The 21,347-nt window shown below is 70.9% G+C and carries 24 protein-coding genes; 15 read left to right on the forward strand and 9 right to left on the reverse strand.

What is annotated here, in order from left to right; translation table 11 throughout:
- Positions 1 to 197: 197 nt before the first annotated feature.
- A complete protein-coding gene (locus AC3RJ7_RS16860; RefSeq protein ID WP_491457020.1) occupies positions 198 to 1,112 on the forward strand; it encodes an aggregation-promoting factor C-terminal-like domain-containing protein in 915 nt (304 codons plus the stop codon).
- An 88-nt stretch (positions 1,113 to 1,200) separates the two neighbouring features.
- Here the strand turns inward: AC3RJ7_RS16860 and msrA are convergent, their stop codons facing one another.
- Positions 1,201 to 1,737: a peptide-methionine (S)-S-oxide reductase MsrA gene (msrA, locus tag AC3RJ7_RS16865; protein WP_491457021.1), complete on the reverse strand. Its 537-nt coding sequence runs from the start codon at positions 1,735 to 1,737 to the stop codon at positions 1,201 to 1,203.
- A gap of 106 nt (positions 1,738 to 1,843) precedes the next feature.
- On the opposite strand from msrA, the gene AC3RJ7_RS16870 reads away from it, so the two are divergent.
- Positions 1,844 to 2,776 (forward strand): YhjD/YihY/BrkB family envelope integrity protein, encoded by a 933-nt coding sequence (locus tag AC3RJ7_RS16870; protein ID WP_491457022.1) that lies wholly within the window; start codon positions 1,844 to 1,846, stop codon positions 2,774 to 2,776.
- Between the two features lie 28 nt (positions 2,777 to 2,804).
- Here AC3RJ7_RS16870 and AC3RJ7_RS16875 read toward each other — a convergent pair whose 3' ends face one another.
- Positions 2,805 to 3,062, reverse strand: a complete 258-nt coding sequence (locus AC3RJ7_RS16875; RefSeq protein WP_491457023.1) for a hypothetical protein — start codon at positions 3,060 to 3,062, stop codon at positions 2,805 to 2,807.
- A gap of 190 nt (positions 3,063 to 3,252) precedes the next feature.
- Here AC3RJ7_RS16875 and AC3RJ7_RS16880 point away from each other — a divergent pair, with 190 nt between their 5' ends.
- From AC3RJ7_RS16880 to ligD, 3 genes are read left to right on the forward strand one after another with little or no spacing between them, the layout of a single operon-like run.
- A complete protein-coding gene (locus tag AC3RJ7_RS16880) occupies positions 3,253 to 3,768 on the forward strand; it encodes a nitroreductase family deazaflavin-dependent oxidoreductase (protein WP_491457024.1) in 516 nt (171 codons plus the stop codon).
- A 17-nt stretch (positions 3,769 to 3,785) separates the two neighbouring features.
- Positions 3,786 to 4,064 carry a DUF2277 domain-containing protein gene (locus tag AC3RJ7_RS16885; RefSeq protein ID WP_491457025.1) on the forward strand — a complete coding sequence of 93 codons (279 nt, stop codon included), beginning with the start codon at positions 3,786 to 3,788 and terminating at the stop codon, positions 4,062 to 4,064.
- A gap of 51 nt (positions 4,065 to 4,115) precedes the next feature.
- The gene (gene ligD, locus AC3RJ7_RS16890) at positions 4,116 to 5,150 is read left to right on the forward strand and encodes a non-homologous end-joining DNA ligase (RefSeq protein WP_491457026.1); all 1,035 of its coding nucleotides are present in this window, start codon (positions 4,116 to 4,118) and stop codon (positions 5,148 to 5,150) included.
- Positions 5,151 to 5,180: 30 nt separating this feature from the next.
- Here ligD and AC3RJ7_RS16895 read toward each other — a convergent pair whose 3' ends face one another.
- Both AC3RJ7_RS16895 and AC3RJ7_RS16900 read right to left on the reverse strand, forming a co-directional pair.
- Positions 5,181 to 5,885 carry a GTP pyrophosphokinase gene (locus tag AC3RJ7_RS16895; protein WP_491457027.1) on the reverse strand — a complete coding sequence of 235 codons (705 nt, stop codon included), beginning with the start codon at positions 5,883 to 5,885 and terminating at the stop codon, positions 5,181 to 5,183.
- Positions 5,886 to 6,017: 132 nt separating this feature from the next.
- On the reverse strand, positions 6,018 to 6,434 hold the full coding sequence (locus AC3RJ7_RS16900; protein WP_491457028.1) for a YchJ family protein: 417 nt from the start codon (positions 6,432 to 6,434) through the stop codon (positions 6,018 to 6,020).
- 153 nt (positions 6,435 to 6,587) lie between these two features.
- Between AC3RJ7_RS16900 and AC3RJ7_RS16905 the strand changes: the two genes are divergently transcribed.
- Positions 6,588 to 7,436, forward strand: coding sequence for a DUF948 domain-containing protein (locus AC3RJ7_RS16905; protein ID WP_491457029.1), 849 nt, complete (start codon positions 6,588 to 6,590; stop codon positions 7,434 to 7,436).
- Between the two features lie 6 nt (positions 7,437 to 7,442).
- Here the strand turns inward: AC3RJ7_RS16905 and AC3RJ7_RS16910 are convergent, their stop codons facing one another.
- Genes AC3RJ7_RS16910 through AC3RJ7_RS16920 form a run of 3 tightly spaced genes read right to left on the reverse strand, consistent with a single transcriptional unit; the run spans position 7,443 to position 8,830 of the window.
- Positions 7,443 to 8,129 (reverse strand): NAD(P)H-hydrate epimerase, encoded by a 687-nt coding sequence (locus tag AC3RJ7_RS16910; protein ID WP_491457030.1) that lies wholly within the window; start codon positions 8,127 to 8,129, stop codon positions 7,443 to 7,445.
- The gene (locus tag AC3RJ7_RS16915; protein ID WP_491457031.1) at positions 8,129 to 8,422 is read right to left on the reverse strand and encodes a GNAT family N-acetyltransferase; all 294 of its coding nucleotides are present in this window, start codon (positions 8,420 to 8,422) and stop codon (positions 8,129 to 8,131) included. The genes AC3RJ7_RS16910 and AC3RJ7_RS16915 overlap by 1 nt, the downstream gene beginning before the upstream one ends.
- A gap of 36 nt (positions 8,423 to 8,458) precedes the next feature.
- Positions 8,459 to 8,830 (reverse strand): RNA-binding S4 domain-containing protein, encoded by a 372-nt coding sequence (locus AC3RJ7_RS16920; RefSeq protein ID WP_491457032.1) that lies wholly within the window; start codon positions 8,828 to 8,830, stop codon positions 8,459 to 8,461.
- Between the two features lie 38 nt (positions 8,831 to 8,868).
- On the opposite strand from AC3RJ7_RS16920, the gene AC3RJ7_RS16925 reads away from it, so the two are divergent.
- The 5 genes from AC3RJ7_RS16925 (at position 8,869) to AC3RJ7_RS16945 (ending at position 11,861) form a co-directional block, all read left to right on the forward strand.
- Positions 8,869 to 9,336 (forward strand): NUDIX domain-containing protein, encoded by a 468-nt coding sequence (locus AC3RJ7_RS16925; RefSeq protein ID WP_491457033.1) that lies wholly within the window; start codon positions 8,869 to 8,871, stop codon positions 9,334 to 9,336.
- Positions 9,337 to 9,369: 33 nt separating this feature from the next.
- Positions 9,370 to 9,993: a CDP-alcohol phosphatidyltransferase family protein gene (locus AC3RJ7_RS16930; protein WP_491457034.1), complete on the forward strand. Its 624-nt coding sequence runs from the start codon at positions 9,370 to 9,372 to the stop codon at positions 9,991 to 9,993.
- 2 nt (positions 9,994 to 9,995) lie between these two features.
- Positions 9,996 to 10,514, forward strand: a complete 519-nt coding sequence (locus AC3RJ7_RS16935; RefSeq protein WP_491457035.1) for an FHA domain-containing protein — start codon at positions 9,996 to 9,998, stop codon at positions 10,512 to 10,514.
- Positions 10,514 to 11,203 (forward strand): transcriptional regulator FtsR, encoded by a 690-nt coding sequence (gene ftsR / locus AC3RJ7_RS16940; protein ID WP_491457036.1) that lies wholly within the window; start codon positions 10,514 to 10,516, stop codon positions 11,201 to 11,203. Before AC3RJ7_RS16935 ends, ftsR begins: the two co-directional genes overlap by 1 nt.
- Before the next feature lie 112 nt (positions 11,204 to 11,315).
- A complete protein-coding gene (locus AC3RJ7_RS16945; protein ID WP_491457037.1) occupies positions 11,316 to 11,861 on the forward strand; it encodes a MerR family transcriptional regulator in 546 nt (181 codons plus the stop codon).
- 168 nt (positions 11,862 to 12,029) lie between these two features.
- Here AC3RJ7_RS16945 and AC3RJ7_RS16950 read toward each other — a convergent pair whose 3' ends face one another.
- Positions 12,030 to 12,863 (reverse strand): ParA family protein, encoded by an 834-nt coding sequence (locus AC3RJ7_RS16950; RefSeq protein WP_491457038.1) that lies wholly within the window; start codon positions 12,861 to 12,863, stop codon positions 12,030 to 12,032.
- 75 nt (positions 12,864 to 12,938) lie between these two features.
- Between AC3RJ7_RS16950 and AC3RJ7_RS16955 the strand changes: the two genes are divergently transcribed.
- The 3 genes from AC3RJ7_RS16955 to def are packed head-to-tail and all read left to right on the forward strand — an operon-like array spanning position 12,939 to position 18,268.
- On the forward strand, positions 12,939 to 16,343 hold the full coding sequence (locus tag AC3RJ7_RS16955; protein WP_491457039.1) for a pyruvate carboxylase: 3,405 nt from the start codon (positions 12,939 to 12,941) through the stop codon (positions 16,341 to 16,343).
- A 37-nt stretch (positions 16,344 to 16,380) separates the two neighbouring features.
- Complete coding sequence (locus tag AC3RJ7_RS16960; RefSeq protein WP_491457040.1) at positions 16,381 to 17,766, forward strand: MinD/ParA family ATP-binding protein; 1,386 nt, start codon at positions 16,381 to 16,383, stop codon at positions 17,764 to 17,766.
- 10 nt (positions 17,767 to 17,776) lie between these two features.
- Positions 17,777 to 18,268 (forward strand): peptide deformylase, encoded by a 492-nt coding sequence (gene def, locus AC3RJ7_RS16965; RefSeq protein ID WP_491457041.1) that lies wholly within the window; start codon positions 17,777 to 17,779, stop codon positions 18,266 to 18,268.
- 109 nt (positions 18,269 to 18,377) lie between these two features.
- On the opposite strand, the gene AC3RJ7_RS16970 is transcribed toward def, so the two are convergent.
- A complete protein-coding gene (locus AC3RJ7_RS16970; RefSeq protein ID WP_491457042.1) occupies positions 18,378 to 20,210 on the reverse strand; it encodes an AMP-dependent synthetase/ligase in 1,833 nt (610 codons plus the stop codon).
- 148 nt (positions 20,211 to 20,358) lie between these two features.
- Here AC3RJ7_RS16970 and AC3RJ7_RS16975 point away from each other — a divergent pair, with 148 nt between their 5' ends.
- Positions 20,359 to 21,309, forward strand: a complete 951-nt coding sequence (locus AC3RJ7_RS16975; RefSeq protein ID WP_491457043.1) for an ROK family glucokinase — start codon at positions 20,359 to 20,361, stop codon at positions 21,307 to 21,309.
- The last annotated feature ends 38 nt before the right edge of the window (positions 21,310 to 21,347 follow it).

The following is a 21,347-nucleotide window of genomic DNA, read 5'->3' on the forward strand; positions in this document are numbered from 1 at the left end:
GCACGCGGGGCGCCACCGGCGCCGGATCAATAACCGAGCCATCCTCGGGTTTGGATGACTTTCACAGGAAGAAGTGAGGTTCTGTCCAGAACCTCTCGGCAGACTGGCCACTTCGCCCGGGCGCCCCCGCGTCCGAGGAACGTCGACCGAGAGGTTCCGCCCGCGCTCGCCGCGAGCGGGGCCGCCACGTGAAAGTCATGCAGAACCAGTCTCCCTCCCTGAACACCCCTGACCATTCCCCCGAGATCGAGCCCGGCCTGAGCCGCCGCGAGCGCCGTCGGCGCCGCAGCTGGCGCCGGGGCCCCGCGATCACCGCCGGCGCCGTCGTCGCGGTCGGCGCCCTCGTCGGCTCGGGGTTCATGCTGCAGTCCGCCGTCGCCGCGCAGAACGAGCGCATCGCCGCGACCGCCGAGCTCAGCGCGGCGACCGATTTCAAGGTCGAGCAGCTGGGCTCGCACTCGGGCATCCTCGAGGCGCGCGCCGTCAAGGCCGCGAAGGACACCCTGAGCGGTGCCAAGGACACCATCTCCGCCGCCAAGGGCAAGGCCGATGCCACCGAGCTCGCCTCGTCGGTCGCGGCGCTCGACGACTACCGGCTGCTGGCGCCCGAGCGCGTCTTCGAACTCGCCGATGCGACGGCCTCGCACACGACCGAGGTCAAGGGCGCGATCGCCAAGGCCGACAAGATCGCGGCCGAGAAGAAGGCCGCGGCCGAGGCCGCCGCGCGCGCCGCCGCCGAGCGGGCCGCCGCCGAGGAGGCCGCCGCCGAGGAAGCCTCCGGCGGTTCGCGTCCCTCGGGGCCGGCGAACCCGAGCGGCGCCCAGGCGATCGCCCGCGACATGCTCGCGGCGCGCGGCTGGGGCGACGACCAGTTCGGATGCCTCGTGGCCCTGTGGGATCGCGAGTCGGGCTGGAACGTCTACGCGTCGAACCCCTCCTCGGGTGCCTACGGCATCCCGCAGGCCCTGCCCGGTTCCAAGATGGGCTCGGCCGGCGCCGACTGGGAGACGAACCCCGCGACGCAGATCGCGTGGGGCCTCGGCTACATCGCCGACCGGTACGGCAGCCCCTGCGGCGCCTGGGACCACTCGGAGTCGGCCGGCTGGTACTGAGCCGAGACTCCGGTGCAACGCGGAAGGACCGCGGCGGACGTTCGTCCGTCGCGGTCCTTCGCCGTTCGCCCGCGCTCGATCTCGTGCGCTACGCGACCGAGTCGGTCCGGGGCGCCGCGTCCTCGCGCTTCGGCAGCTTCCAGCCCGGGCGCACGAAGTGGCAGGTGTAGCCGTTCGGGTAGCGCTCGAGATAGTCCTGGTGCTCCGGCTCGGCCTCCCAGAAGGGACCGGCCGGCGCCACCTCGGTGGTCGCGGGCCCCGGCCACAGCCCCGAGGCGTCGACGTCGGCGATCGTGTCGCGCGCGACGCGATCCTGCTCGGGCGTCGTCGGGAAGATCGCCGATCGATAACTCGTGCCGATGTCGTTGCCCTGCCGGTTCTTCGTCGACGGGTCGTGGATCTGGAAGAAGAACTCGAGGAGGTCGCGGTAACCCAGCTGCTCGGGGTCGAAGACGATCTCGATCGCCTCGGCGTGCGTGCCGTGGTTGCGGTAGGTCGCGTTCGGCACATCACCGCCGGTGTAGCCGACGCGGGTCGCGAGCACCCCGGGGCGCTTGCGGATGAGGTCCTGCATGCCCCAGAAGCAGCCGCCGGCGAGGATCGCGGTCTCGGTACGTTCGCTCATGGTGAGTCTCCTGGTCTCTCTCGGTGGGCGGGTATGCTACACGCCTCTTGCCTCAACAACGACGGGATGGCCGGTGTTCCTGCGCAATCGATAGCCTGACACGGTGATGGCACGAGAGACCGGTTCGTTCTGGCAGGCGATGGTCCGCCGGGGAGAGGGGGTTTGGGAGTGGGCGCTCCGATTCACCCTGACCCGGGCGATCGTCCGGTACTTCACGCTGCACGGGCCGATGCTCGCCGACAGTGTGACGTACCGTGCGCTGTTCTCCGTGTTCGCCGGCGTCTTCCTCGGCTTCGCCGTCGCCGGGGTCTGGCTCGCCGGACGACCCGAGGCGATCCAGGCGCTCGTCGACGCCCTGGACGCGGTCATCCCGGGACTCGTCGGCGAAGACGGCGTGCTCTCGGTCGAGCAGCTTCTGCAGCCGATCACCCTCAGCGTCGCGGGGGCGCTCGCGCTCGTCGGACTCGTCGGCGCGGCGATCGGGGCCATCGGCTCCCTTCGGGTCTCGTTCCGCGACCTCGCCGAGCAGCCCGACGACCCGCGGTTCTTCGGCTGGCTCATGTTCCGCGACTTCGTGTTCGCGGTGGCCTTCGGGGCAGCGTTCGTCGCGTCCGCCGTCATCATGGTCGCCGGCACCACCGCGCTCCACACCGTGTTCGGCTGGTTCGACGTCTCGACGGGATCGCCGTGGTTCGACGGGCTCACGCGGACCCTCTCGGTGGTGCTGGCGTTCGCGATCGACACGGTGGCGATCGCCGCGCTGTTCCGGCTCCTTTCCGGCATCCGGGTGCGTGCAGGCTCGCTCTGGCGGGGCGCGCTCCTCGGTGGACTCGGCCTCACGGGCCTGCAGGTCCTCTCGGGGCTCTTCGTGGGGGGAGCGATGGTGAATCCGCTGCTCGCCTCGTTCACGGCGCTGATCGCGCTGCTGCTCTGGCTCAACCTGTCGAGCCAGGTCATCCTGATCGCGGGTGCCTACATCATCGTCGACGACGGGTCGGTCGCTGCCCGGCGACCGGGCACCGCCCGGCGACCGAGCTGAGTCGCCGGACGGCCGACGCCGGACGAGGTCAGATGGGGAACCCCCGCGTCGGCGGGATGATGGCATCCGGCGCGACGATGTCGACCTCGTCCTCGTCCTCCTCCTCGATCTCGACCTCGCCCGTGTCCTCGTCGACGTCGATCTCGAGCGCCTCGGTGTCGTGCTCGGCGCTCACCGCCTCCGCATCGTGGTCCCGGTGCGGAGTCGCCGACTGCGCGTCCTCCGGCAGTTCGGAGTCGGTGTACTCGCCCTCGGCCGGTTCGCCGGGGCGCATCGGGTCGGTCATGGCTCCTCCGATCTCTCTCTCGTCACCTTCCACGCTAGGTCGACGGTCGCCAGAGACAAGGGGGTTGACCGCGCACCGCCCCAGTCGGACCTTCCGTCGCTCCGCGACGCGGCGGCTCGGCGGCTCGGCGGCGCGTCGTGCGTCGTCCGCGCCTCGACGGGCTCTTCCCCGGACCTGCAGAATGGGGCGCATGCCCAGCGTCGTCCACCTCGTCAGGTCCGTGATCTCGCCGCTCACCCGCACCCGCCTGTTCCGGTGGGCCGCGCCGCGAGTCCTGCCTCCCGTCGAGCGGCTGATCGCGTGGGCGAGCGGCGGGCGTGTGCAGTTGAGCGCCCTCCTCGTGCCCTCGCTCATGCTGCACACGATCGGCGCGCGATCGGGTGAGCCGCGCGACACGGCGCTCATGTACACGCCCGACGGCCACGGCAGGGCGATCATCGCCGGCACGAGCTTCGCGCGCGATCGGCATCCGGCGTGGACGTACAACCTGATCGCACACCCCGATGCGGCGATCACCGTGCGCGGCCGTCGCATGCCGGTGCACGCGACCCGGATCGACCACGACGCGCGCGATACCGCGTGGGCGCTGATCGAGGCGCAGTGGCCGGGGTATCGCGCGTACGAGCGCGAGTCGGGACGGGTGGTGCGCCTGTTCCTCCTGCAGCCGCTGGCGACGCCCGCGCAAGCGAGCGATCCTCGGACATGAGGCGTAGGCTGCACCGCATGTGCAGGAACATCCACCCCCTCCACAACTTCGAGCCGGTCGCCACCGACGACGAGGTGCACGCGGCGGCGCTGCAGTTCGTGCGCAAGGTGAGCGGGTCGACGAAGCCGTCGAAGGCGAACGCCGAGGCGTTCGATCGTGCGGTCGCCGAGATCGCGCACATCACGCGCCACCTCCTCGACGAGCTCGTCACGAGCGCGCCGCCGAAGAACCGGGAGGTCGAGGCCGCGAAGGCGCGGGCGCGCGCGGCGCGACGGTACGAGTCGATCCCGGCGTGATGCGGTCGCCGGGGCTGCGCGACGTCGGTGCTTGCCGGTAGCGTCGCTGCCATGGCCGGTGACGCGATCGAGCTCCTTGTCCCCGGACCCGACGGCGAGCGCGCCGTACGGGTCTCGAGTCCCACGCGGGTGATCTGGCCCGAGGCGGGCATCACGAAGCGCGAGCTCGCCGAGTATCTGGTCGCGGTCGGCGACGCGTTCATCGAGGCCAACGGCGATCGCCCGGTGTCGCTGCAGCGTTTCCCGGGCGGCGTCGACGGCGAGCAGTTCTTCTCGAAGAACCCGCCGAAGGGAGCGCCCGGGTGGATCCGCTCGGTGACGGTCACCTATCCGAGCGGGCGCAAGCACCCGCAGCTCGTGCTCGACGAACCGGCCGGTGCCGTCTGGGCGGCCCAGATGAACACCGTCGTCTTCCATCCGTGGGCGTCCCGCGCCGAGCAGAGCGACTTCCCCGACCAGCTGCGCATCGATCTCGACCCGCAGCCTGGCACGGGGTTCGCCGAGGCCGTGCCCGTCGCGTTCGCCCTTCGCGAGCTGCTCGCCGAGGTGGGCCTGACCGGGTTCGTGAAGAGTTCCGGCAGCCGAGGCATCCATGTCTTCGCTCCCATCGAGCCCGAGCACGAGTTCCTCGACGTGCGTCACGCGGTGATCGCGCTCGGTCGTGAGCTCGAGCGACGCCTGCCCGACCGGGTCACGACCAACTGGTGGAAGGAGGAGCGCGGCGACCGCATCTTCATCGACTACAACCAGGCGAACCGCGATCGCACCATGGCGGGCGCCTACAGCCCCCGTCCGCTGCCGCACGCGCCGGTGTCGTGCCCGCTCGAGTGGTCGGAGCTCGAGCGCACCGACCCCGCCGACCACACCGTCCGCACCGTGCCGCAGCGCCTCGCCGAGCGCGGCGACCCGTGGGCGGCGATGCACGATCGGCCGGGTCGACTCGACCTGCTCCTCGAGTGGTGGCAGCGCGATCTCGACGACGGGCTCGGCGAGCTGCCCTTCCCGCCCGATTTCCCCAAGATGCCGGGGGAGCCGACCCGCGTGCAGCCGAGCCGTGCGAAGAAGGTCGACGACCCGGCCGAGTGACCGGGCCGTGCATCACGGCGTCGCCCCGGTTCAGACCGCGATGTCGCGTCGCACGTGCGCCGATCGCGGCCAGCCGTGCACCTCGTGGTGCAGGCGCTCCATGCGGGTGTCGAGTTCGGAGGCCGTGCGAGCGGCGTCCGTCAGCCCGTCGAGCAGCTCCTGCGGCACCTGGCGGTCGTACTTGTAGTAGATCTTGTGCTCGAGACTCGCCCAGAAGTCCATCGCGATCGTGCGGATCTGCACCTCGACCGCCACGGGGTGCGGCCCCGTCGAGAGGAACACCGGCACCTCGACGATGACGTGCAGGCTCTGGTAGCCGTTCGGCTTCGGATCCTTGATGTAGTCCTTCACCTTGAGTACGCGGATGTCGCGCTGCGCGGTGAGCAACTCGAAGATGCGGTACGCGTCGGAGACGAAGCTGCACGTGACGCGCACACCCGCGATGTCCGTGATCGTCTCGCGGATCGTGTCGAAGTTCGGTTCGACGCCCTTGCGTGCCATCTTCTCGATCACGCTGTCGAGGCTCTTCAGCCGGCTCGAGATGTGCTCGATCGGGTTGTAGTCGTGCGTCTGGTTGAACTCCTCGCGCAGGATCGAGAGCTTCGTGATGACCTCGTCCATGCCGAACTTGTAGCGCAGCATGAATCGCTCGGTCTCGTCGCGGAGTGCTCGCATCTCGTCGAGGGTCTGGCCGTCGATCGTCTCGAGCGTGCGCTGGGCACGGGCGGTGAGCATTGCGGGAGCGTCTGGATGCCTCGGGGGACGAGTGCCGTCGAGCGGAGTCACGAGGACCACGGTATGGGGTGAAGCTCTGGATTGGCTTTGATTCGGACCGCCGTTCGCCTGCAGCGCACCGCCGGCGCCGCGTCAGCCGGTCGCGTCGACGTACACCCAACGCCCGTCGACTCGCGCGAACGTGCTCGTCTCGTGCTGGCGGTCGCGCTCGCCGTGATACCGGAAGTACGCCGTGAACTCCACGAGTCCGTCGCGGTCGAACGGACCGCCGCGTTCCGTGCGCTCGACCTCGAGCCTGAGCCAGCGGATCGAGGGGTCGAGATCGAGCGAATCCGGCCGCGTCGACGGGTGCCAGGTGGCGAGCAGGTAGTCGGCGGCGCCCGTGACGAACGCGGTGTAGCGGGACCGCATGAGCTGCACGGCCGTGGGCGCCGACGCCGTGCCGCCGAGGAACGGGGCGCAGCATTCCCCGAAGGTGAGCCCGCTGAAGCACGGACAGCGTCCCTCCGCGGCCGGGCTGGGGAAGTCGGTGGCGTCGGCTGGGAGCATCCTCCGAGTATCGCGCCTTTCGCCGCGACATCCATGAAGTGCACAGGTGGAAGTGAGGATCCGTCCAGAATCGGAGGGCAGGGTGTCTGACTTGTGCCCGTGCTCGGGGCCGCCCCCATCGAACGAATTCGAACCGAGCAGCTTCAGATACCTATGCGAAACCAGACTTCCCCCAGCCCCGAAACCCGCACCGCAGACCTCGCCGGCACGACCGTCGACGACCACCCCCGTCGCTCGATGCGCCGCCGGGCCAACCGCCGCCGGCTCATGGCCGCCGGCGCCGTCGCCGGCATCGCGCTCATCGTCGGCACCGGCTTCACCATCAGGTCGGCCGCAGAGTCGCAGGCGCGCATCGACGCGACCACCGCCCTCACCGAGGCGACCGGCGTGCAGCACGACCAGCTCGGCGCGTACAGCGCCATCGCGGCCGCCCGCACCCGTGCCACCGCCGAGGACACCCTTTCCACCGCGAACGCCACGCTCGCCGCCGTCGACGGCAAGACCGACACCTCGGACCTCGCGGCCTCGGTCGCCTCGCTCGGCGACTACGAACTGCTGCCGGTCGACGAACTGGTCGATCTGACCGCGGAGACCCGCGACGAGGTCGACAAGGCGAAGGCCGCGGCCGCCGAATTCGATCGCGAGCAGGCCGCGAAGGCGAAGGCCGCCGCCGAGGCACTCGCCCGCGCGAACACTCCCGAAGGCGCCCGCGAGACCGCACGATCGATGGCCTCGAGCAAGTACGGCTGGGGCGACGGCGAGTTCCAGTGCCTCGATTCGCTGTGGCAGAAGGAGTCGGGCTGGTCGTACACCGCGATGAACGGCTCGAGCGGCGCCACCGGCATCCCGCAGGCGCTGCCCGGCAGCAAGATGGCCACGATGGGCGCCGACTGGCAGACGAACGCCGCGACGCAGATCGCCTGGGGCCTCGACTACATCTCGCGTTCCTACGGCTCGCCGTGCAGCGCCTGGTCGCACTCGCAGGCCGTCAACTGGTACTGATCCCGCTCAGCCCCGCTCGACGAGCGGGGTGAAGGCCTCGAGCTCGGGGCCGAGGTCGAGGTCGACGACGTGCACCTCGCCGGCGAGGTCGGCACCCGGCTCGATGAGCAGTCCCGCCTTGGCCGCGCCGAACGTCACCGTGACGGTCGCGGGCAGCACGGTCGGGTCGGGCACGCTTCCGTCGTCGGGGTGGATGCCGCTCGGCAGGTCGACGGCGATGACCTCGGGGCGCGGCTCGCGCACGAGTTCCGGCAGGATGGCCGCGACGACCTCGCGGGCCCGGCCGCGGAGTGCGGGATCGGGGCTCGTCCCCGTCCCCAGCACGCCGTCGACGATCACGGATGCCTCGCCGGCGAGTGCCGCGACGGTCGACGCCTCGACGTGCTCGAGCACCTCGGCGCCGGTCGCGATCGCCGCCGCCCGCGCCGCTGCATGCATGCGCGCTCCGGTGGGCACGATCACGACCCGCACGCCCTCGGCGGCGAGTTCCGCCGCGGCGTAGAGCGCATCACCGCCGTTGTCGCCGGAGCCCGCGAGCACGAGCACGAGCCGGTCGGGATCCGCCCGGCGGGCCGGTCGCGCGCGCACCACCTCGGCGAGGGCTGCGGCGGCGCGACGCATGAGCGGCTCGCCTCGCGCGAGATGCGGCGCCTCGGCGGCCCGCACCTGGGCGGCGCTGTAGCCGGCGACCATCAGCCGAGCCGCGGATCGAGCAGCGCGCGGCGGTCGGGATGCCGGTCGAACCACTCGGAGACGTACCAGCAGCTCGGCACGATGCGCCGGTCGGAACTCGCCTCGACGTCGTCGACCGCGAAGCCGACGACCTCAGAGGCGAGCCCCGAGCCGCGGTAGGCGGGATTCGTGAACGTCCGCGTGAACGCGACGGCGTCGCCGAGCACCCGGTAGTCGAGCACGCTCGCGATGGTGCCCTCGACGCGCAGCACGTAGCGGCGCGCCTCGGGCTCGTGGCTGAGTTCCTTGTGCACGAGGCACAGGCTACGCCCTGCGCCCGACCTTTCGGCTCAGCGCCCGCGAAGGCGATCGAGGTCGCGCCGTTCGCGCTTGGTGGGCCGCCCGGCGCCGCGATCACGCACGATCGTCGCGGGCAGTTCGGCGCGCGGCGGCGGCGGGGGCGTGCGGTCTTCGGCGGCTTCGGCCGCGAGCGCCGCCGAGACGCGTTTCGCGATCGGACGTCGCACGACCAGATGGCGATCGAATCCGGCGACCCGGACGCGCACCTCGTCGCCGGGCCGAACCTGCTGCGCGGCCTTGACGCGCTCGCCGTTCACGCGCACATGCCCGGCCCGGCATGCGGCGGTGGCCGCCGACCGGGTCTTGTACTGGCGCACCGCCCACAACCAGGCGTCGATCCGCACCGGCCGTTCGTCCTCCATCGCTCCAGCCTACGACCGGCGGCGCGCCTCGTCGCGGCATGCGTCATGCTGGAGTGGTGACGGGTTCGAGCGGAGACGCATGGGTCGAAGGGCCGGGCGGCGTGCGCTACTGGGGTCGCTACGGGGCGGCGGGCCTGCTCGCGGTCAGCCCGGCGGCCGAGGTCCTGCTCCAGCATCGTGCGCAGTGGAGTCACTTCGGCGGCACCTGGGGCATTCCGGGCGGCGCGCTGCATGCCGACGAGGCGGCGGTCGACGCGGCCATCCGCGAGGCGGGCGAGGAGGCGGGCGTGCCGCCCGAGACGTTGTCCGTGCGGTTCACGAGCGTGCTCGACCTCGGATTCTGGTCGTACACGACGGTCGTCGCCGACGCCCTCGTGCGCTTCGAACCGGTCGTGAGCGACCCCGAGAGCATCGAACTCAGGTGGGTGCCGATCGCCGAGGTCGCCCGCCGTCCCCTGCACCCGCGCTTCGCCGAAGCGTGGCCGGGGCTCTCCGCGCGGCTCTGAACGAGGCATCCGGGCGCCCGATAGGATCGGGACGTGGCTGGGGAGCGCGCCGGGGGAGTCGGTTCGGAGATCTGGACGATCCCGAACCTGCTGAGCATGCTCCGGCTCGCGCTCGTGCCCGTGTTCCTCGCGTTCCTGGTCATCGGCGACTACATCGTCGCCCTCGTCGTCCTCGTGGTCGCGAGCCTCACCGACCTGGCCGACGGGTATCTCGCGCGACGGCTCGACCAGGTGACCCGACTCGGGCAACTGCTCGACCCCGCCGCCGACCGCCTCTACATCTTCGCCGCCCTCGTCGGGCTCGCCGCGCAGCAGCTCGTGCCGTGGTGGATCGTCGTCGTGATCGTCGCGCGCGACGTCTTCCTGCTCGTACTCGGGGTCGTGCTCGCGAACCACGGCTTCGGCCCGCTGCCCGTGCATCAGCTCGGCAAGGTCGCGACGTTCGCGTTGTTCTTCGGCCTGCCGGTGATCATGCTCGGTGCGGCATTCCCCGTCGTGGCTCCGGTCAGCGAGCCGGTGGGATGGGCCATCACGCTCTGGGGTGCGTTCCTCTACTGGTGGGCCGGCGTGATCTATGCGATCGAGACGGCACGGGCGATCCGCATTCCCCGGGTGGCGGGCGACCGGCGATCCGATACGCTGGAAGAGGGAGGTTAGCCGTGGCGGAATCCGACAACACACAGGCCGACGGAGCGGGCGAGGGGGAGTTCGAGCACCCCGAGACCTCGTCGCAGACGGTGGACGACAGCGCCGTCGATGCGACGATGGGGTTCAGCCGCGAGGCGGCCGCCCAACTCGGTGCGGTCGACGCCGACATCTCCGCGGAGGAGCAGGAGGCGATCGCCGCGCTGCCGTCGGGTTCGGCGCTGCTCGTCGTCCGACGCGGCCCGAACACCGGGGCGCGGTTCCTGCTCGACACCGACGTCACGGTCGTGGGGCGTCATCCCGACGCCGACATCTTCCTCGACGACGTCACCGTGTCTCGCAAGCACGCCGAGTTCGTCCGGCATCGCACCGCATTCGAGGTGAAGGACCTGAGCTCGCTGAACGGCACGTATTTCGACGGCGTGCGCATCGAGACGGCGCTGCTGTCCGACGGCGCCGAGGTGCAGATCGGCAAGTTCCGGCTCACCTTCTACGCTTCCCGACGCGACCTGGCTCCGGTGGCGAGCGAGTAGTGGTCGGCACCGCGGCGTCGACGCGCGCGAGCGACCCGACGCCCCTGCTCGGCATCGGACAGGTGCTCGCGCGACTGCAGCCCGAGTTCCCCGAGCTGACGCCGTCGAAGCTGCGGTTCCTCGAAGAGCAGCGCCTGGTCTCGCCCGCGCGAACGGCCGCGGGCTACCGCAAGTTCTCGCCGGCGGACGTCGAGCGCATCACCGTCGTGCTCTCCATGCAGCGCGACCACTACCTCCCGTTGAAGGTCATCCGGGCGCACCTCGAGGCCATCGACGCCGGAGAGACGCCCGCCCTGCCGGGGGCCACGAGCGCGGCGGGATTCCTCACGCCGAAGCGGTTGAGCCGCGCCGAGCTCATCAAGGCGACCGGCGCGACGGCGGCGCTGCTCGACGACGCCGTGTCGGCCTCGGTGCTGCCGGCCGCAGAGCACTACGGCGACGAGTCGCTCGGCATCCTGCGGGCCCTCGTCGCCCTGCGCGACGTGGGCATCGAACCGCGCCACCTCAGCGGGCTGCGCGCCGCGGCCGAGCGCGAGGCGGCGCTCGTCGAACGCGCGATCGCCCCGTCGCGGCGATCCGATGCGGCGGGGAAGGCCCGCGCCGCGGAGCGCGCACGGGAGCTCGCGTCCGCGCTCGAGACGGTGCACTCGAGCATCGTCCGGGCGACGCTCGACCGCCTCGCGAGATGATCGCGCGCGACACGCCGTGACGATCGGCCCGATATGTTTGGCGCAGGCCCTCGGCCTCGGTAGCGTGGGACTCGCGTCGTCGGGGTGACGAAGCAGAATGAGGGGCGAATCGATGAGTGAGACCGTGCGCTCGCGTTACGACCTCGGCCTGCTGTTCACCGACGGAATGCCCGAGTACGAAGACGGCACCGGCTACCGCGGCGCGATCGCCGCACGGGCCGCCGGGATCAGCTATCGCCAGCTCGACTACTGGGCGCGCACGCAACTCGTCGAGCCGACGGTGCGCGGTGCCGCGGGCTCGGGCTCGCAGCGCCTCTACGGTTTCCGCGACATCCTCGTGCTCAAGCTCGTCAAGCGGCTGCTCGACACGGGTATCTCGCTGCAGCAGATCCGTACGGCGGTGACGCAGCTCCGCGAGGCGGGCGTCGAAGACCTCGCCCAGACCACGCTCATGAGCGACGGGGCGAGCGTCTATCTCTGCACCTCCGATGACGAGGTCATCGACCTCGTCAATCGCGGCCAGGGCGTCTTCGGCATCGCCGTCGGCAAGGTGCTCCGCGAAGTCGAGTCGACCCTCGTCGAACTCGACACCCAGCCGGCCGACCCCATGGACGAGCTGGCGGCTCGACGCGGGGCGAAGTCGCGCAAGATCTCCTGACGCACGGCGCTGCCGTCGTCGCGAGACGCCGCCCGTTTCGGCGACGATGGCGACGTGTTCCGCGCGGGGCCTCCGAGCCCCTCTCATCGCTGCTCGCGCCGGTGCCGACGTCACACGGCGTCACACTCGCAGCGCGTGTCGACCGTCGCCCGACGTCGTGCCGACCGGTCAGATCGCGTGGGACTCGACCGCGAGCTGACCGCCCGTGTCGTCGGCGATCCGAGCCGTGCGCAGCACGCGATCGAGGAGCTGGTCGAAGTTCGCCGACATCTCCTCCGCGCTCTCGCCGGGCCACATGTGCAGCGGCTTCGCCGCACCCTGCGCCTGCTGCAGCGACGTGCGCTCGGGCAGCTGCGGGCTGAGCACGAGCGGGCCGAACATGTCGCGCAGCTCCTTGATGCGGAACTGGTGCTCGAGCGACTGCACGCGGGCACGGTTGACGATGATGCCGAGCGGCTGGAGGCGGGGCGAGAGGCCTCGTCGGATCTCCTCGATAGCGCGCAGCGCGCGGTCGGCGGCGGCGACCGAGAAGAGGCCCGGCTCCGTGACGACGGCGACGCGGTCGCTCGCCGCCCAGGCGGTGCGGGTGAGCGCGTTGAGCGAGGGAGCGCAGTCGATGAGCACGAGCTCGTAGTCGGCCTCGACGTTCGCGAGCGCCTCCTCGAGCTTCCAGATGTCGCGGATCGACGGGTGCGGACCGTCGAAGTTGATGGCCGACGGGCTGCCGATCATGACGTCGATCGTCGACTGGGGGTTCTGGCGCGCCCAGCCGCTCGGTGCGATCGCCGAACGGACGATCTTCTCCTTCGGGGACGCGAGCACGTCGGCGACGTTGAGGTGGCCGGCGACCTGGATGTCCATGCCGGTCGAGACGTCGGACTGCGGGTCGAGGTCGACGACGAGGGTCCGGACGCCGCGGGCGAAGGCCGCCGACGCCAGTCCGAGCGTGACAGTGGTCTTGCCGACGCCGCCTTTCAGGGAGCTGACGGAGAGAACGTGCACGAACAGATACGTTACCTTTAGTGCTCGGGCGATACCTAAACGTTCGCTGTGCGGATTCCGTTCGGAAAGGCTTGCATGTTCACGAAGATCCTGGTTGCCAATCGCGGTGAGATCGCCATCCGTGCGTTCCGAGCCGCCGTCGAACTCGGTGCGAAGACGGTCGCGGTCTATCCCTTCGAAGACCGCAACTCGCTGCACCGGCTGAAGGCCGACGAGGCGTACCAGATCGGGGAGCCCGGACACCCCGTCCGCGCCTACCTCGACGTGTCGGAGATCATCCGCGTGGCGAAGGAGTCGGGCGCCGACGCGATCTACCCCGGCTACGGCTTCCTCTCCGAGAACCCCGAGCTCGCGCAGGCCGCGGCAGAGGCCGGCATCGCCTTCATCGGCCCGCCGAAGCACGTGCTCGAGATGGCCGGCAACAAGGTGACGGCGAAGGAGCACGCGATCGCCGCGGGCGTCCCCGTCCTGAAGTCGACTCCGCCCTCCCGCGACATCGAGGCCCTCGTCGCCCAGGCCGACGAGATCGGCTTCCCGATCTTCGCGAAGGCCGTCGCCGGCGGCGGCGGCCGCGGAATGCGCCGGGTCGACCGCAAGGACGACCTGCGGGCCGCCCTCGAAGAGGCGATGCGCGAGGCCGACAGCGCCTTCGGCGACCCGACGATGTTCCTCGAGCAGGCGGTGCTCCGGCCCCGGCACATCGAGGTGCAGGTCCTCGCCGATGCGAGCGGCGAGACGGTGCACCTCTTCGAGCGCGACTGCTCGGTGCAGCGACGCCACCAGAAGGTGATCGAGATCGCGCCGGCGCCGAACCTCTCCGACGACGTCCGCGGGTCGCTCTACCGCGACGCGATCGCCTTCGCCAAGTCGATCGGCTACGTCAACGCCGGCACGGTCGAGTTCCTCCTCGACACCGCCGGCGAACGCGCGGGCCAGCACGTGTTCATCGAGATGAACCCGCGCATCCAGGTCGAGCACACCGTCACCGAGGAGGTCACCGACGTCGACCTCGTCGTCTCGCAGATGCGCATCGCCGCGGGGGAGTCGCTCGCCGAGCTCGGTCTCACTCAGGACTCGATCCGACTGCGCGGCGCGGCACTGCAGTGCCGCATCACGACCGAGGACCCGACCGCCGGCTTCCGCCCCGACACCGGCAAGATCACGACCTACCGCTCGCCCGGCGGCGCCGGCATCCGACTCGACGGCGGAACCATCAATCCGGGCGCCCAGATCAGCCCCCACTTCGACTCCATGCTCGCGAAGCTCACGTGCCGCGGTCGCGACCACGCGGCGGCGGTCGCACGTGCGAAGCGGGCGCTGGCGGAGTTCCGGATCCGCGGCGTCTCCACGAACATCCCGTTCCTCCAGGCCGTGCTCGAAGACCCGGCGTTCGTCGCCGGCGACCTCAGCACCTCGTTCATCGACGAGCGCCCGCAGCTGCTGCGCGGTCGCGTCTCGAAGGACCGCGGCACGAAGATCCTCAACTGGCTCGCCGACGTCACGGTGAACCAGCCGAACGGGCCAGCTCCGATCGGCGTGAGCCCGGTCGAGAAGCTGCCCGCGATCGACCTCTCGCAGCCCGCGCCCGACGGCTCGCGCCAGCGCCTGCTCGAGCTCGGCCCGACCGGCTTCGCCGCCGCCCTGCGCGGCCAGACGCCGCTCGCCGTGACCGAGACCACCTTCCGGGACGCCCACCAGTCGCTCCTCGCCACCCGCGTGCGCACGAAGGACCTGGTCGCGGTGGCCCCGTACGTGGCCCGGCTCACGCCCCAGCTGCTCTCGGTCGAGGCCTGGGGTGGTGCGACCTACGACGTCGCGCTCCGCTTCCTCGGCGAAGACCCGTGGGAGCGGCTCGCCGCGCTCCGCGAGGCGCTGCCGAACATCAACATCCAGATGCTGCTGCGCGGGCGCAACACCGTCGGCTACACGCCGTACCCCACCGAGGTCACCGACGCGTTCGTGCGGGAGGCCGCCGCGACCGGCGTCGACATCTTCCGCATCTTCGACGCCCTCAACGACGTCTCCCAGATGCGGCCGGCGATCGATGCGGTCCTCGAGACGGGCCACACGCTGGCCGAGGTCGCGCTCTGCTACACCGGCGACCTCCTCGACCCGCGCGAAGACCTCTACACGCTCGACTACTACCTGCGGCTCGCCGACGACATCGTCGGCGCGGGCGCGCACGTGCTCGCCATCAAGGACATGGCGGGGCTCCTGCGACCGGCCGCCGCGGCGAAGCTCGTCGGCGCGCTGCGCGAGCGGTTCGACGTGCCCGTGCACCTGCACACGCACGACACCGCGGGCGGCCAGCTCGCGACGCTCCTCGCCGCGAGTGCGGCGGGCGTCGACGCGGTCGACGTGGCCAGCGCCCCGATGGCCGGCACCACGAGCCAGCCCTCGGCCTCGTCGCTCGTCGCGGCCCTCGCGCACACCGAGCGCGACACCGGCATCTCGCTCGACGCCGTGAGCGATCTCGAACCGTACTGGGAGGCCGTGCGCCGGCTATACAAGCCGTTCGAGTCCGGCCTGCCGGGGCCCACGGGGCGCGTATACCACCACGAGATCCCCGGCGGCCAGCTGTCGAACCTGCGCCAGCAGGCGATCGCGCTCGGCCTCGCCGACGACTTCGAACTCATCGAGGACATGTACGCCGCGGCCGACGCGATCCTCGGTCGTGTGCCGAAGGTGACCCCCTCGTCGAAGGTCGTCGGCGATCTCGCGCTCCACCTCGCGGCGGTCAAGGCCGATCCCGCCGACTTCGCGGCGAACCCCGAGAAGTACGACGTGCCCGACTCGGTCATCGGCTTCATGGCCGGCGAGCTCGGCGACCTGCCCGGCGGTTGGCCCGAGCCCTTCCGCACGAAGGTGCTCGCGGGGCGCGACGTCCGCATCGGCGTGGCCGAGCTCACCGCCGACCAGCGCGCCGCGCTCGAGGCCGACAGCGCCACTCGTCGAGCCACGCTCAACGCGCTGCTCTTCCCGGCGCCGACGCGCCAGTTCGAGCAGATCCGCGAGCTCTTCGGCGATCTCTCGGTCGTCGACACGGTCGACTACCTCTACGGTCTCCGCCCCGGCGCCGAGCACGTGGTCGAGATCGCGAAGGGCGTCCGGCTCTACGCGGGGCTCGAGGCGATCGGCGAGGCCGACGACAAGGGCATGCGCACCGTCATGACCATCCTCAACGGCCAGTTGCGCCCGGTCTTCGTGCGCGATCGCAGCATCACGGTCGAGACGCGGACGGCCGAGAAGGCGGATGCCTCGCAGCCGGGTCAGATCGCCGCGCCGTTCTCCGGCGTGGTGACGCTGCAGGTCGAGCCGGGTGCCGAGATCGAGGCGGGCCAGAGCGTCGCGTCGATCGAGGCGATGAAGATGGAAGCCGCCATCACCTCGCCCGTCGCGGGCGTCGTGGAGCGCGTCGCCGTGCCGAAGACCCAGCAGGTGGAGGCGGGTGATCTGCTCGTCGTCGTGCGCGCACGCTAGGCTTGGCGTGGAACGGCGCTGATGAGGAGGGGTATCGGTGGCTGACGAGACGCATGATTCGGAGCCGGTGAGCCGGCGCGGTGTCGGTGTTCGCACCGGCCCGGTCGACCGCCCACCCGTTTCGGGGTCGACCGGTGCGCACGCGGCGCGACCCGATCTCGACCTCAGGGTCGACCTGCCTCCGGCCCCGGTGCACGAGGTGCCCGAAGACGAGGTCGCCGTCGCCATCGACGACGTGTCGGTTAACCCGGGCGCCATCGCGGCGGCGGACTCCGGCACGCGCTCCGTGCCGATCCTCGCGCCCGGCCTCCCGGCCGGTCATCGCGGTGCCGCGCATCGTGAGGCGTCGCCGTACAGCGCCCTGCTCGCGGCGGATGCGACGAAGCGGGCCGGCGAGTCCGCCATCGACCGGACGGCGCCGGCGACGGGCGAGGTGGCGGTCGCCGCCGGCCACGATCCCGAAGCCCCCGCCGAGGTCCCCGAGACGCCCGACTCGCTGACGCCCGATCGCCTCATCGACGTCAATCGCACCACGCGACCGGCGCCCGAGGGCGGACTCAACCGCTTCCTCTACCAGGCCTCCCTGCACCTCGTGAATCTCGGCGATTCGGCGAAGGTGCGCGCGCACAAGGCGATGAACCAGCGCATCCAGAAGCGCTTCGAGGGCGGTGCCCGGTTCGTGCCCGTGCTGACCCGCAAGGGCGGCGTCGGCAAGACCACCATCACGGCTCTGCTCGGCATGGCCCTCGCCGACGCCCGAGACGACCGCATCATCGCGATCGACGCGAACCCCGATCGCGGCACGCTCGCCGAGCGGGTCGACCGGCAGACCCGCGAGACGGTGCGCGACGTCGTCGCCAAGGCGTCGTCGATCGGCGGCTACACCGACTTCTCGCGGTTCGTCTCACGCGACGAGACGCGGCTCGACATCCTCGCATCCGACACCGACCCCACGCTGTCCGAGGCCTTCGACGACAACGACTACAACGTCGTCGCAGGGCTCGCGGCACGGTACTACTCGATCGTGCTGACCGACTGCGGCACGGGGATCGTGCACTCGGTCATGCGGGCGACGCTGCAGCGTGCCGACTCGATCGTGATCGTCTCCGGCGGCAGCGTCGACGAGGCGCGCCTCGCCTCCGAGACCCTCACCTGGCTCGAGGCGAACGGCTACGGCGAACTCGTGCGCAACGCCGTCGTCGCGATCAACCTCGCCACGCAGGGCACGCACCTCGTGAAGGTCGACGAGATCGAGGCGCACTTCCAGTCGCGCGTGCGTGAGATCGTCCGCATCCCGTACGACCCCCAGCTCGCCGCCGGCTCGGTCGTGAACTGGACCCAGCTGCGCCCCGTCACCCGCGACGCGGCGCGCGAACTCGCCGCCCTCGTGGTGGAAGGCCTGCCCGCCGACCGCGGGCACTGATCGGAGAACATTGCCAGAGCGTCCCATCCGCCTGTTCGGCGACCCCGTCCTCAAGACCGTCTCAGCCCCCGTCGAACAGGTCGACGATCGCGTGCGCGCTCTCGTGGCCGACCTCGTCGACAGCGTCAGGCTGCCGGGCCGGGCCGGTGTCGCGGCCTCGCAGATCGGCGTCAACCTGCGAGCGTTCAGCTACAACGTCGACGGCGAGGTCGGGTACATCCTGAATCCCGAGATCATCGAGCTGTCGGGTGAGAAGGAGCTCGTCGACGAAGGCTGCCTCTCGGTGCCCGGGCTCTGGCACAAGACGCCCCGCCACCCGTACGCGAAGGTGCGCGGCATCGATCTCGACGGCAACGAGCTCGTCCTCGAGGGGACGGGGCTGATGGCGCAGGCGCTGCAGCACGAGACCGACCACCTCGACGGTCTGCTCTATCTCGACCGGCTCGAGAAGGACGAGCGTCGTGCCGCGATGAAGGAGATCCGCGAGTCGGACTGGTTCTGACGGTCGGGCCTCGCGCCGAGGCATCCACCGATGGATGTCTCGTGGCGGGCGGCCCGCAGACGACGAAGCGCCCCGCGGAATTCCGCGGGGCGCTTCGTCGTCGGTCGCGTCAGCTGACGATCGAGTGGCCCTCGGTCGCAGGCGCACCGGCGTACATCGCCTCGATGTGCGTGGAGAAGTCCTCGAGGATGATGTTGCGCTTGATGCTGAGCTTCGGCGTGAGGTGGCCGCTCTCCTCGGTGAGCTCCGTCGTGAGGATCGTGAACTTGCGGATCGACTCGGCACGCGAGACGTTCTCGTTCGCCGCGTCGATCGCTCGCTGCACCTCGGCGAGCACCGCGGGGTTCGTGGAGGCCTCTTCGAGCGACATCCCGGCGTCCTCGCCGTTGTTGTTGAGCCAGACCGGCAGCATCTCGGGGTCGAGCGTCACCAGGGCGGCGATGAACGGCTTCTTGTCACCGACCACGACGACCTGGCCGACGAGCGGGTTCGCCCGGATCGGGTCTTCGAGGCCCGCGGGCGCGACGTTCTTGCCGCCGGCGGTGACGATGATCTCCTTCTTGCGCCCGGTGATGGTGAGGAAGCCCTCCGTGTCGAACGCACCGATGTCGCCGGTCTTGAACCAGCCGTCCTCGAACGCCTCGGCGGTCGCCTCGGGGTTCTTCCAGTACTCCTTGAAGACGTCGACGCCCTTGACCTGGATCTCGCCGTCGTCGGCGAGACGCACCGAGACCCCGGGGAGCGCCGGCCCGACGGTGCCGATCTTGGACTTGGTGGGCAGGTTGACGGTCGCCGGCGCGGTCGTCTCGGTGAGGCCGTAGCCCTCGAGGATCGTGATCCCGAGCGCGTGGTAGAAGTGGCCGAGTCGCGGCCCGAGCGGCGCGGAGCCCGAAACGGCGTACTTCACGTTGCCGCCCATCGCGGCGCGCAACTTGGAGAACACGAGTGCGTCGAACAGCTTGAACTTGAGCTTCAGGCCGAGCGGCACCGAGCCCTGCTCCAGCGCGGTCGAGTAGGCGACGGCGGTCTCCGCGGCGGCGCGGAAGATCTTGCCCTTGCCGCCGGCCTCGGCCTTCTGCTCCGAGACGTTGTAGACCTTCTCGAACACGCGGGGGACCGCGAGGAGGAACGTCGGCTTGAAGCTGCCGAGCGAGGGGAGGAGCTGGCGGGTGTCGGGCTGGTGGCCCACGCGCACGCCGGCGTGGACGCAGAGCACGGCGATGAAGCGGGCGAAGACGTGCGCGAGGGTGATGAACAGCAGGGTCGAGGCGCCGTTCGGGTCGAGCACGACCTCGTCGAGGGCGACGGCCGAGTTGCGCGAGAGCTCGACGAAGTTCGAGTGGGTGAGGACGCAGCCCTTGGGCTTGCCGGTCGAGCCCGACGTGTAGATGAGCGTCGCGATGTCGTCGCCGTTCGCGAGCGTGCGGCGACGCTCGATCTCGTCGTCGGCCACCTCGGTGCCGCCGGCGGCGATCTTGTCGAGGTCGCCGAGGTCGATCTGCCAGCTCTTGCGGATGAGCGGCAGGTCGGGGTGCACCTCGTCGAACCGCGCGAAGTGGTCGGGCGTCTCGAGGATGACGGCGACCGCGCCGGAATCGCTGAGGTTCCAGCGCACCTGGGCCGGCGAGCTCGTCTCGTAGACGGGCACGAGGACGGCGCCCGCGAACCACGCGGCGAAGTCGATGAGGGTCCACTCGTAGCGCGTCTTGCACATGAGGCCGATCTTGTCGCCGGGCTCGATGCCGGCGGCCACGAAGCCCTTGGCCAGTGCGATGACCTGGTCGTAGAACTCGCGCGTCGTCACCGGACTCCAGCCGCCGTCGGCGGTGGGCCGGGAGAACAGCACCGAATCGGGCGTCGCCGCGAGGCGGTCGACGAGCAGATCGGTGGTGTTCGCCGTAGGGTCGGGCGCAACCACGGCGGGCGTGGAGAATTCGATCACGGTAGCTCCTTCGGTACCGACTGGATCGCGCCCGGCTCGGGTACCTGCGCGACCTCGGCTTTGGGGTCTACTACACTCTAGTCGTTGCGCGCGCGGCCCCGTTCCGGCGCGACCCCAGCCCCGTCCCCCTCTGAAAGGCGGCGTCAGCGTGCACGCGATCGGAATCGACATCGGCGGAACGAAGATCGCGGGTGCGGTCGTCGACGATCTGGGCGTGATCGTGCGCAGCGATCGGGTGCCGACGCCGGCCGGCGACGCCGAGGCGCTCGAGCGCGCCGTCGTCGACATGATCGAGGGCCTGCGCGGCCCCGACGAGATCGAGGCCGTCGGCGTCGCGGCGGCGGGCTTCGTCGATGCGGCGCAGTCGACCCTGTACTACGCGCCGAACATCGACTGGCGCAACGAGCCGCTGCGCGAGAAGCTCGAGGCGCGCGTGGGCGGCACCGTCGTGGTGGACAACGACGCCAACGCCGCCGGCTGGGCGGAGTTCCGATTCGGCGCCGGCCGACTCGTCAGCGACATGGTGATGCTCACGATCGGCACGGGCGTGGGCGGCGCGATCGTCGCGAACGACCGGCTCTTCCGCGGCGGGTTCGGCGCCGGTGCCGAGCTCGGGCATCTCCGTGTCGTCCCCGACGGCCTCGCGTGCGGCTGCGGGCAGCGCGGCTGCATCGAGCAGTACGGTTCAGGACGGGCACTGCTCCGCATGGCGGGCGAGATCGCCGACGCCGGCGGAATCGGCCAGTCGCTCGCGCGGGCGCGCGCCGAGCACGGCGAGCTCGACGGCACGATCGTCGGCGCGCTCATCGAACAGGGCGACCCCGGAGCGGTCGCGGCGCTGCGTCAGCTCGGCCACTGGCTCGGCGAGGCGGCCGCGAGCCTCTCCGCCGTGCTCGACCCGCAGCGCTTCGTGTTCGGCGGCGGCGTGGCCGTGGCAGGGGAGCTGCTCCTCACCCCGATCCGCGAGTCGTACCTCGAGCACCTGCCCGCGCGGGGGTATCACCCCGAGCCCGACTTCGTCATCGCCGAGCTCGTGAACGACGCGGGCGTCGTCGGTGCGGCCGACCTCGCCCGCGTGTGGGTCGCTGAGCACTCCTGAGTCACCCGGCGTTAAGCTGGACGATGCCTCGGAGGAAG

Source organism: Agromyces solani (assembly GCF_058349925.1).

What these genes read in the sequence shown, in the direction of transcription:
- AC3RJ7_RS16860 (WP_491457020.1), top strand. Translation starts at nt 198, where the DNA reads ATGCAGAACCAGTCTCCCTCCCTGAACACCCCTGACCATTCCCCCGAG.
- msrA (WP_491457021.1), bottom strand. Translation starts at nt 1,737, where the DNA reads ATGAGCGAACGTACCGAGACCGCGATCCTCGCCGGCGGCTGCTTCTGG.
- AC3RJ7_RS16870 (WP_491457022.1), top strand. Translation starts at nt 1,844, where the DNA reads ATGGCACGAGAGACCGGTTCGTTCTGGCAGGCGATGGTCCGCCGGGGA.
- AC3RJ7_RS16875 (WP_491457023.1), bottom strand. Translation starts at nt 3,062, where the DNA reads ATGACCGACCCGATGCGCCCCGGCGAACCGGCCGAGGGCGAGTACACC.
- AC3RJ7_RS16880 (WP_491457024.1), top strand. Translation starts at nt 3,253, where the DNA reads ATGCCCAGCGTCGTCCACCTCGTCAGGTCCGTGATCTCGCCGCTCACC.
- AC3RJ7_RS16885 (WP_491457025.1), top strand. Translation starts at nt 3,786, where the DNA reads ATGTGCAGGAACATCCACCCCCTCCACAACTTCGAGCCGGTCGCCACC.
- ligD (WP_491457026.1), top strand. Translation starts at nt 4,116, where the DNA reads ATGGCCGGTGACGCGATCGAGCTCCTTGTCCCCGGACCCGACGGCGAG.
- AC3RJ7_RS16895 (WP_491457027.1), bottom strand. Translation starts at nt 5,885, where the DNA reads ATGCTCACCGCCCGTGCCCAGCGCACGCTCGAGACGATCGACGGCCAG.
- AC3RJ7_RS16900 (WP_491457028.1), bottom strand. Translation starts at nt 6,434, where the DNA reads ATGCTCCCAGCCGACGCCACCGACTTCCCCAGCCCGGCCGCGGAGGGA.
- AC3RJ7_RS16905 (WP_491457029.1), top strand. Translation starts at nt 6,588, where the DNA reads ATGCGAAACCAGACTTCCCCCAGCCCCGAAACCCGCACCGCAGACCTC.
- AC3RJ7_RS16910 (WP_491457030.1), bottom strand. Translation starts at nt 8,129, where the DNA reads ATGGTCGCCGGCTACAGCGCCGCCCAGGTGCGGGCCGCCGAGGCGCCG.
- AC3RJ7_RS16920 (WP_491457032.1), bottom strand. Translation starts at nt 8,830, where the DNA reads ATGGAGGACGAACGGCCGGTGCGGATCGACGCCTGGTTGTGGGCGGTG.
- AC3RJ7_RS16925 (WP_491457033.1), top strand. Translation starts at nt 8,869, where the DNA reads ATGCGTCATGCTGGAGTGGTGACGGGTTCGAGCGGAGACGCATGGGTC.
- AC3RJ7_RS16945 (WP_491457037.1), top strand. Translation starts at nt 11,316, where the DNA reads ATGAGTGAGACCGTGCGCTCGCGTTACGACCTCGGCCTGCTGTTCACC.
- AC3RJ7_RS16955 (WP_491457039.1), top strand. Translation starts at nt 12,939, where the DNA reads ATGTTCACGAAGATCCTGGTTGCCAATCGCGGTGAGATCGCCATCCGT.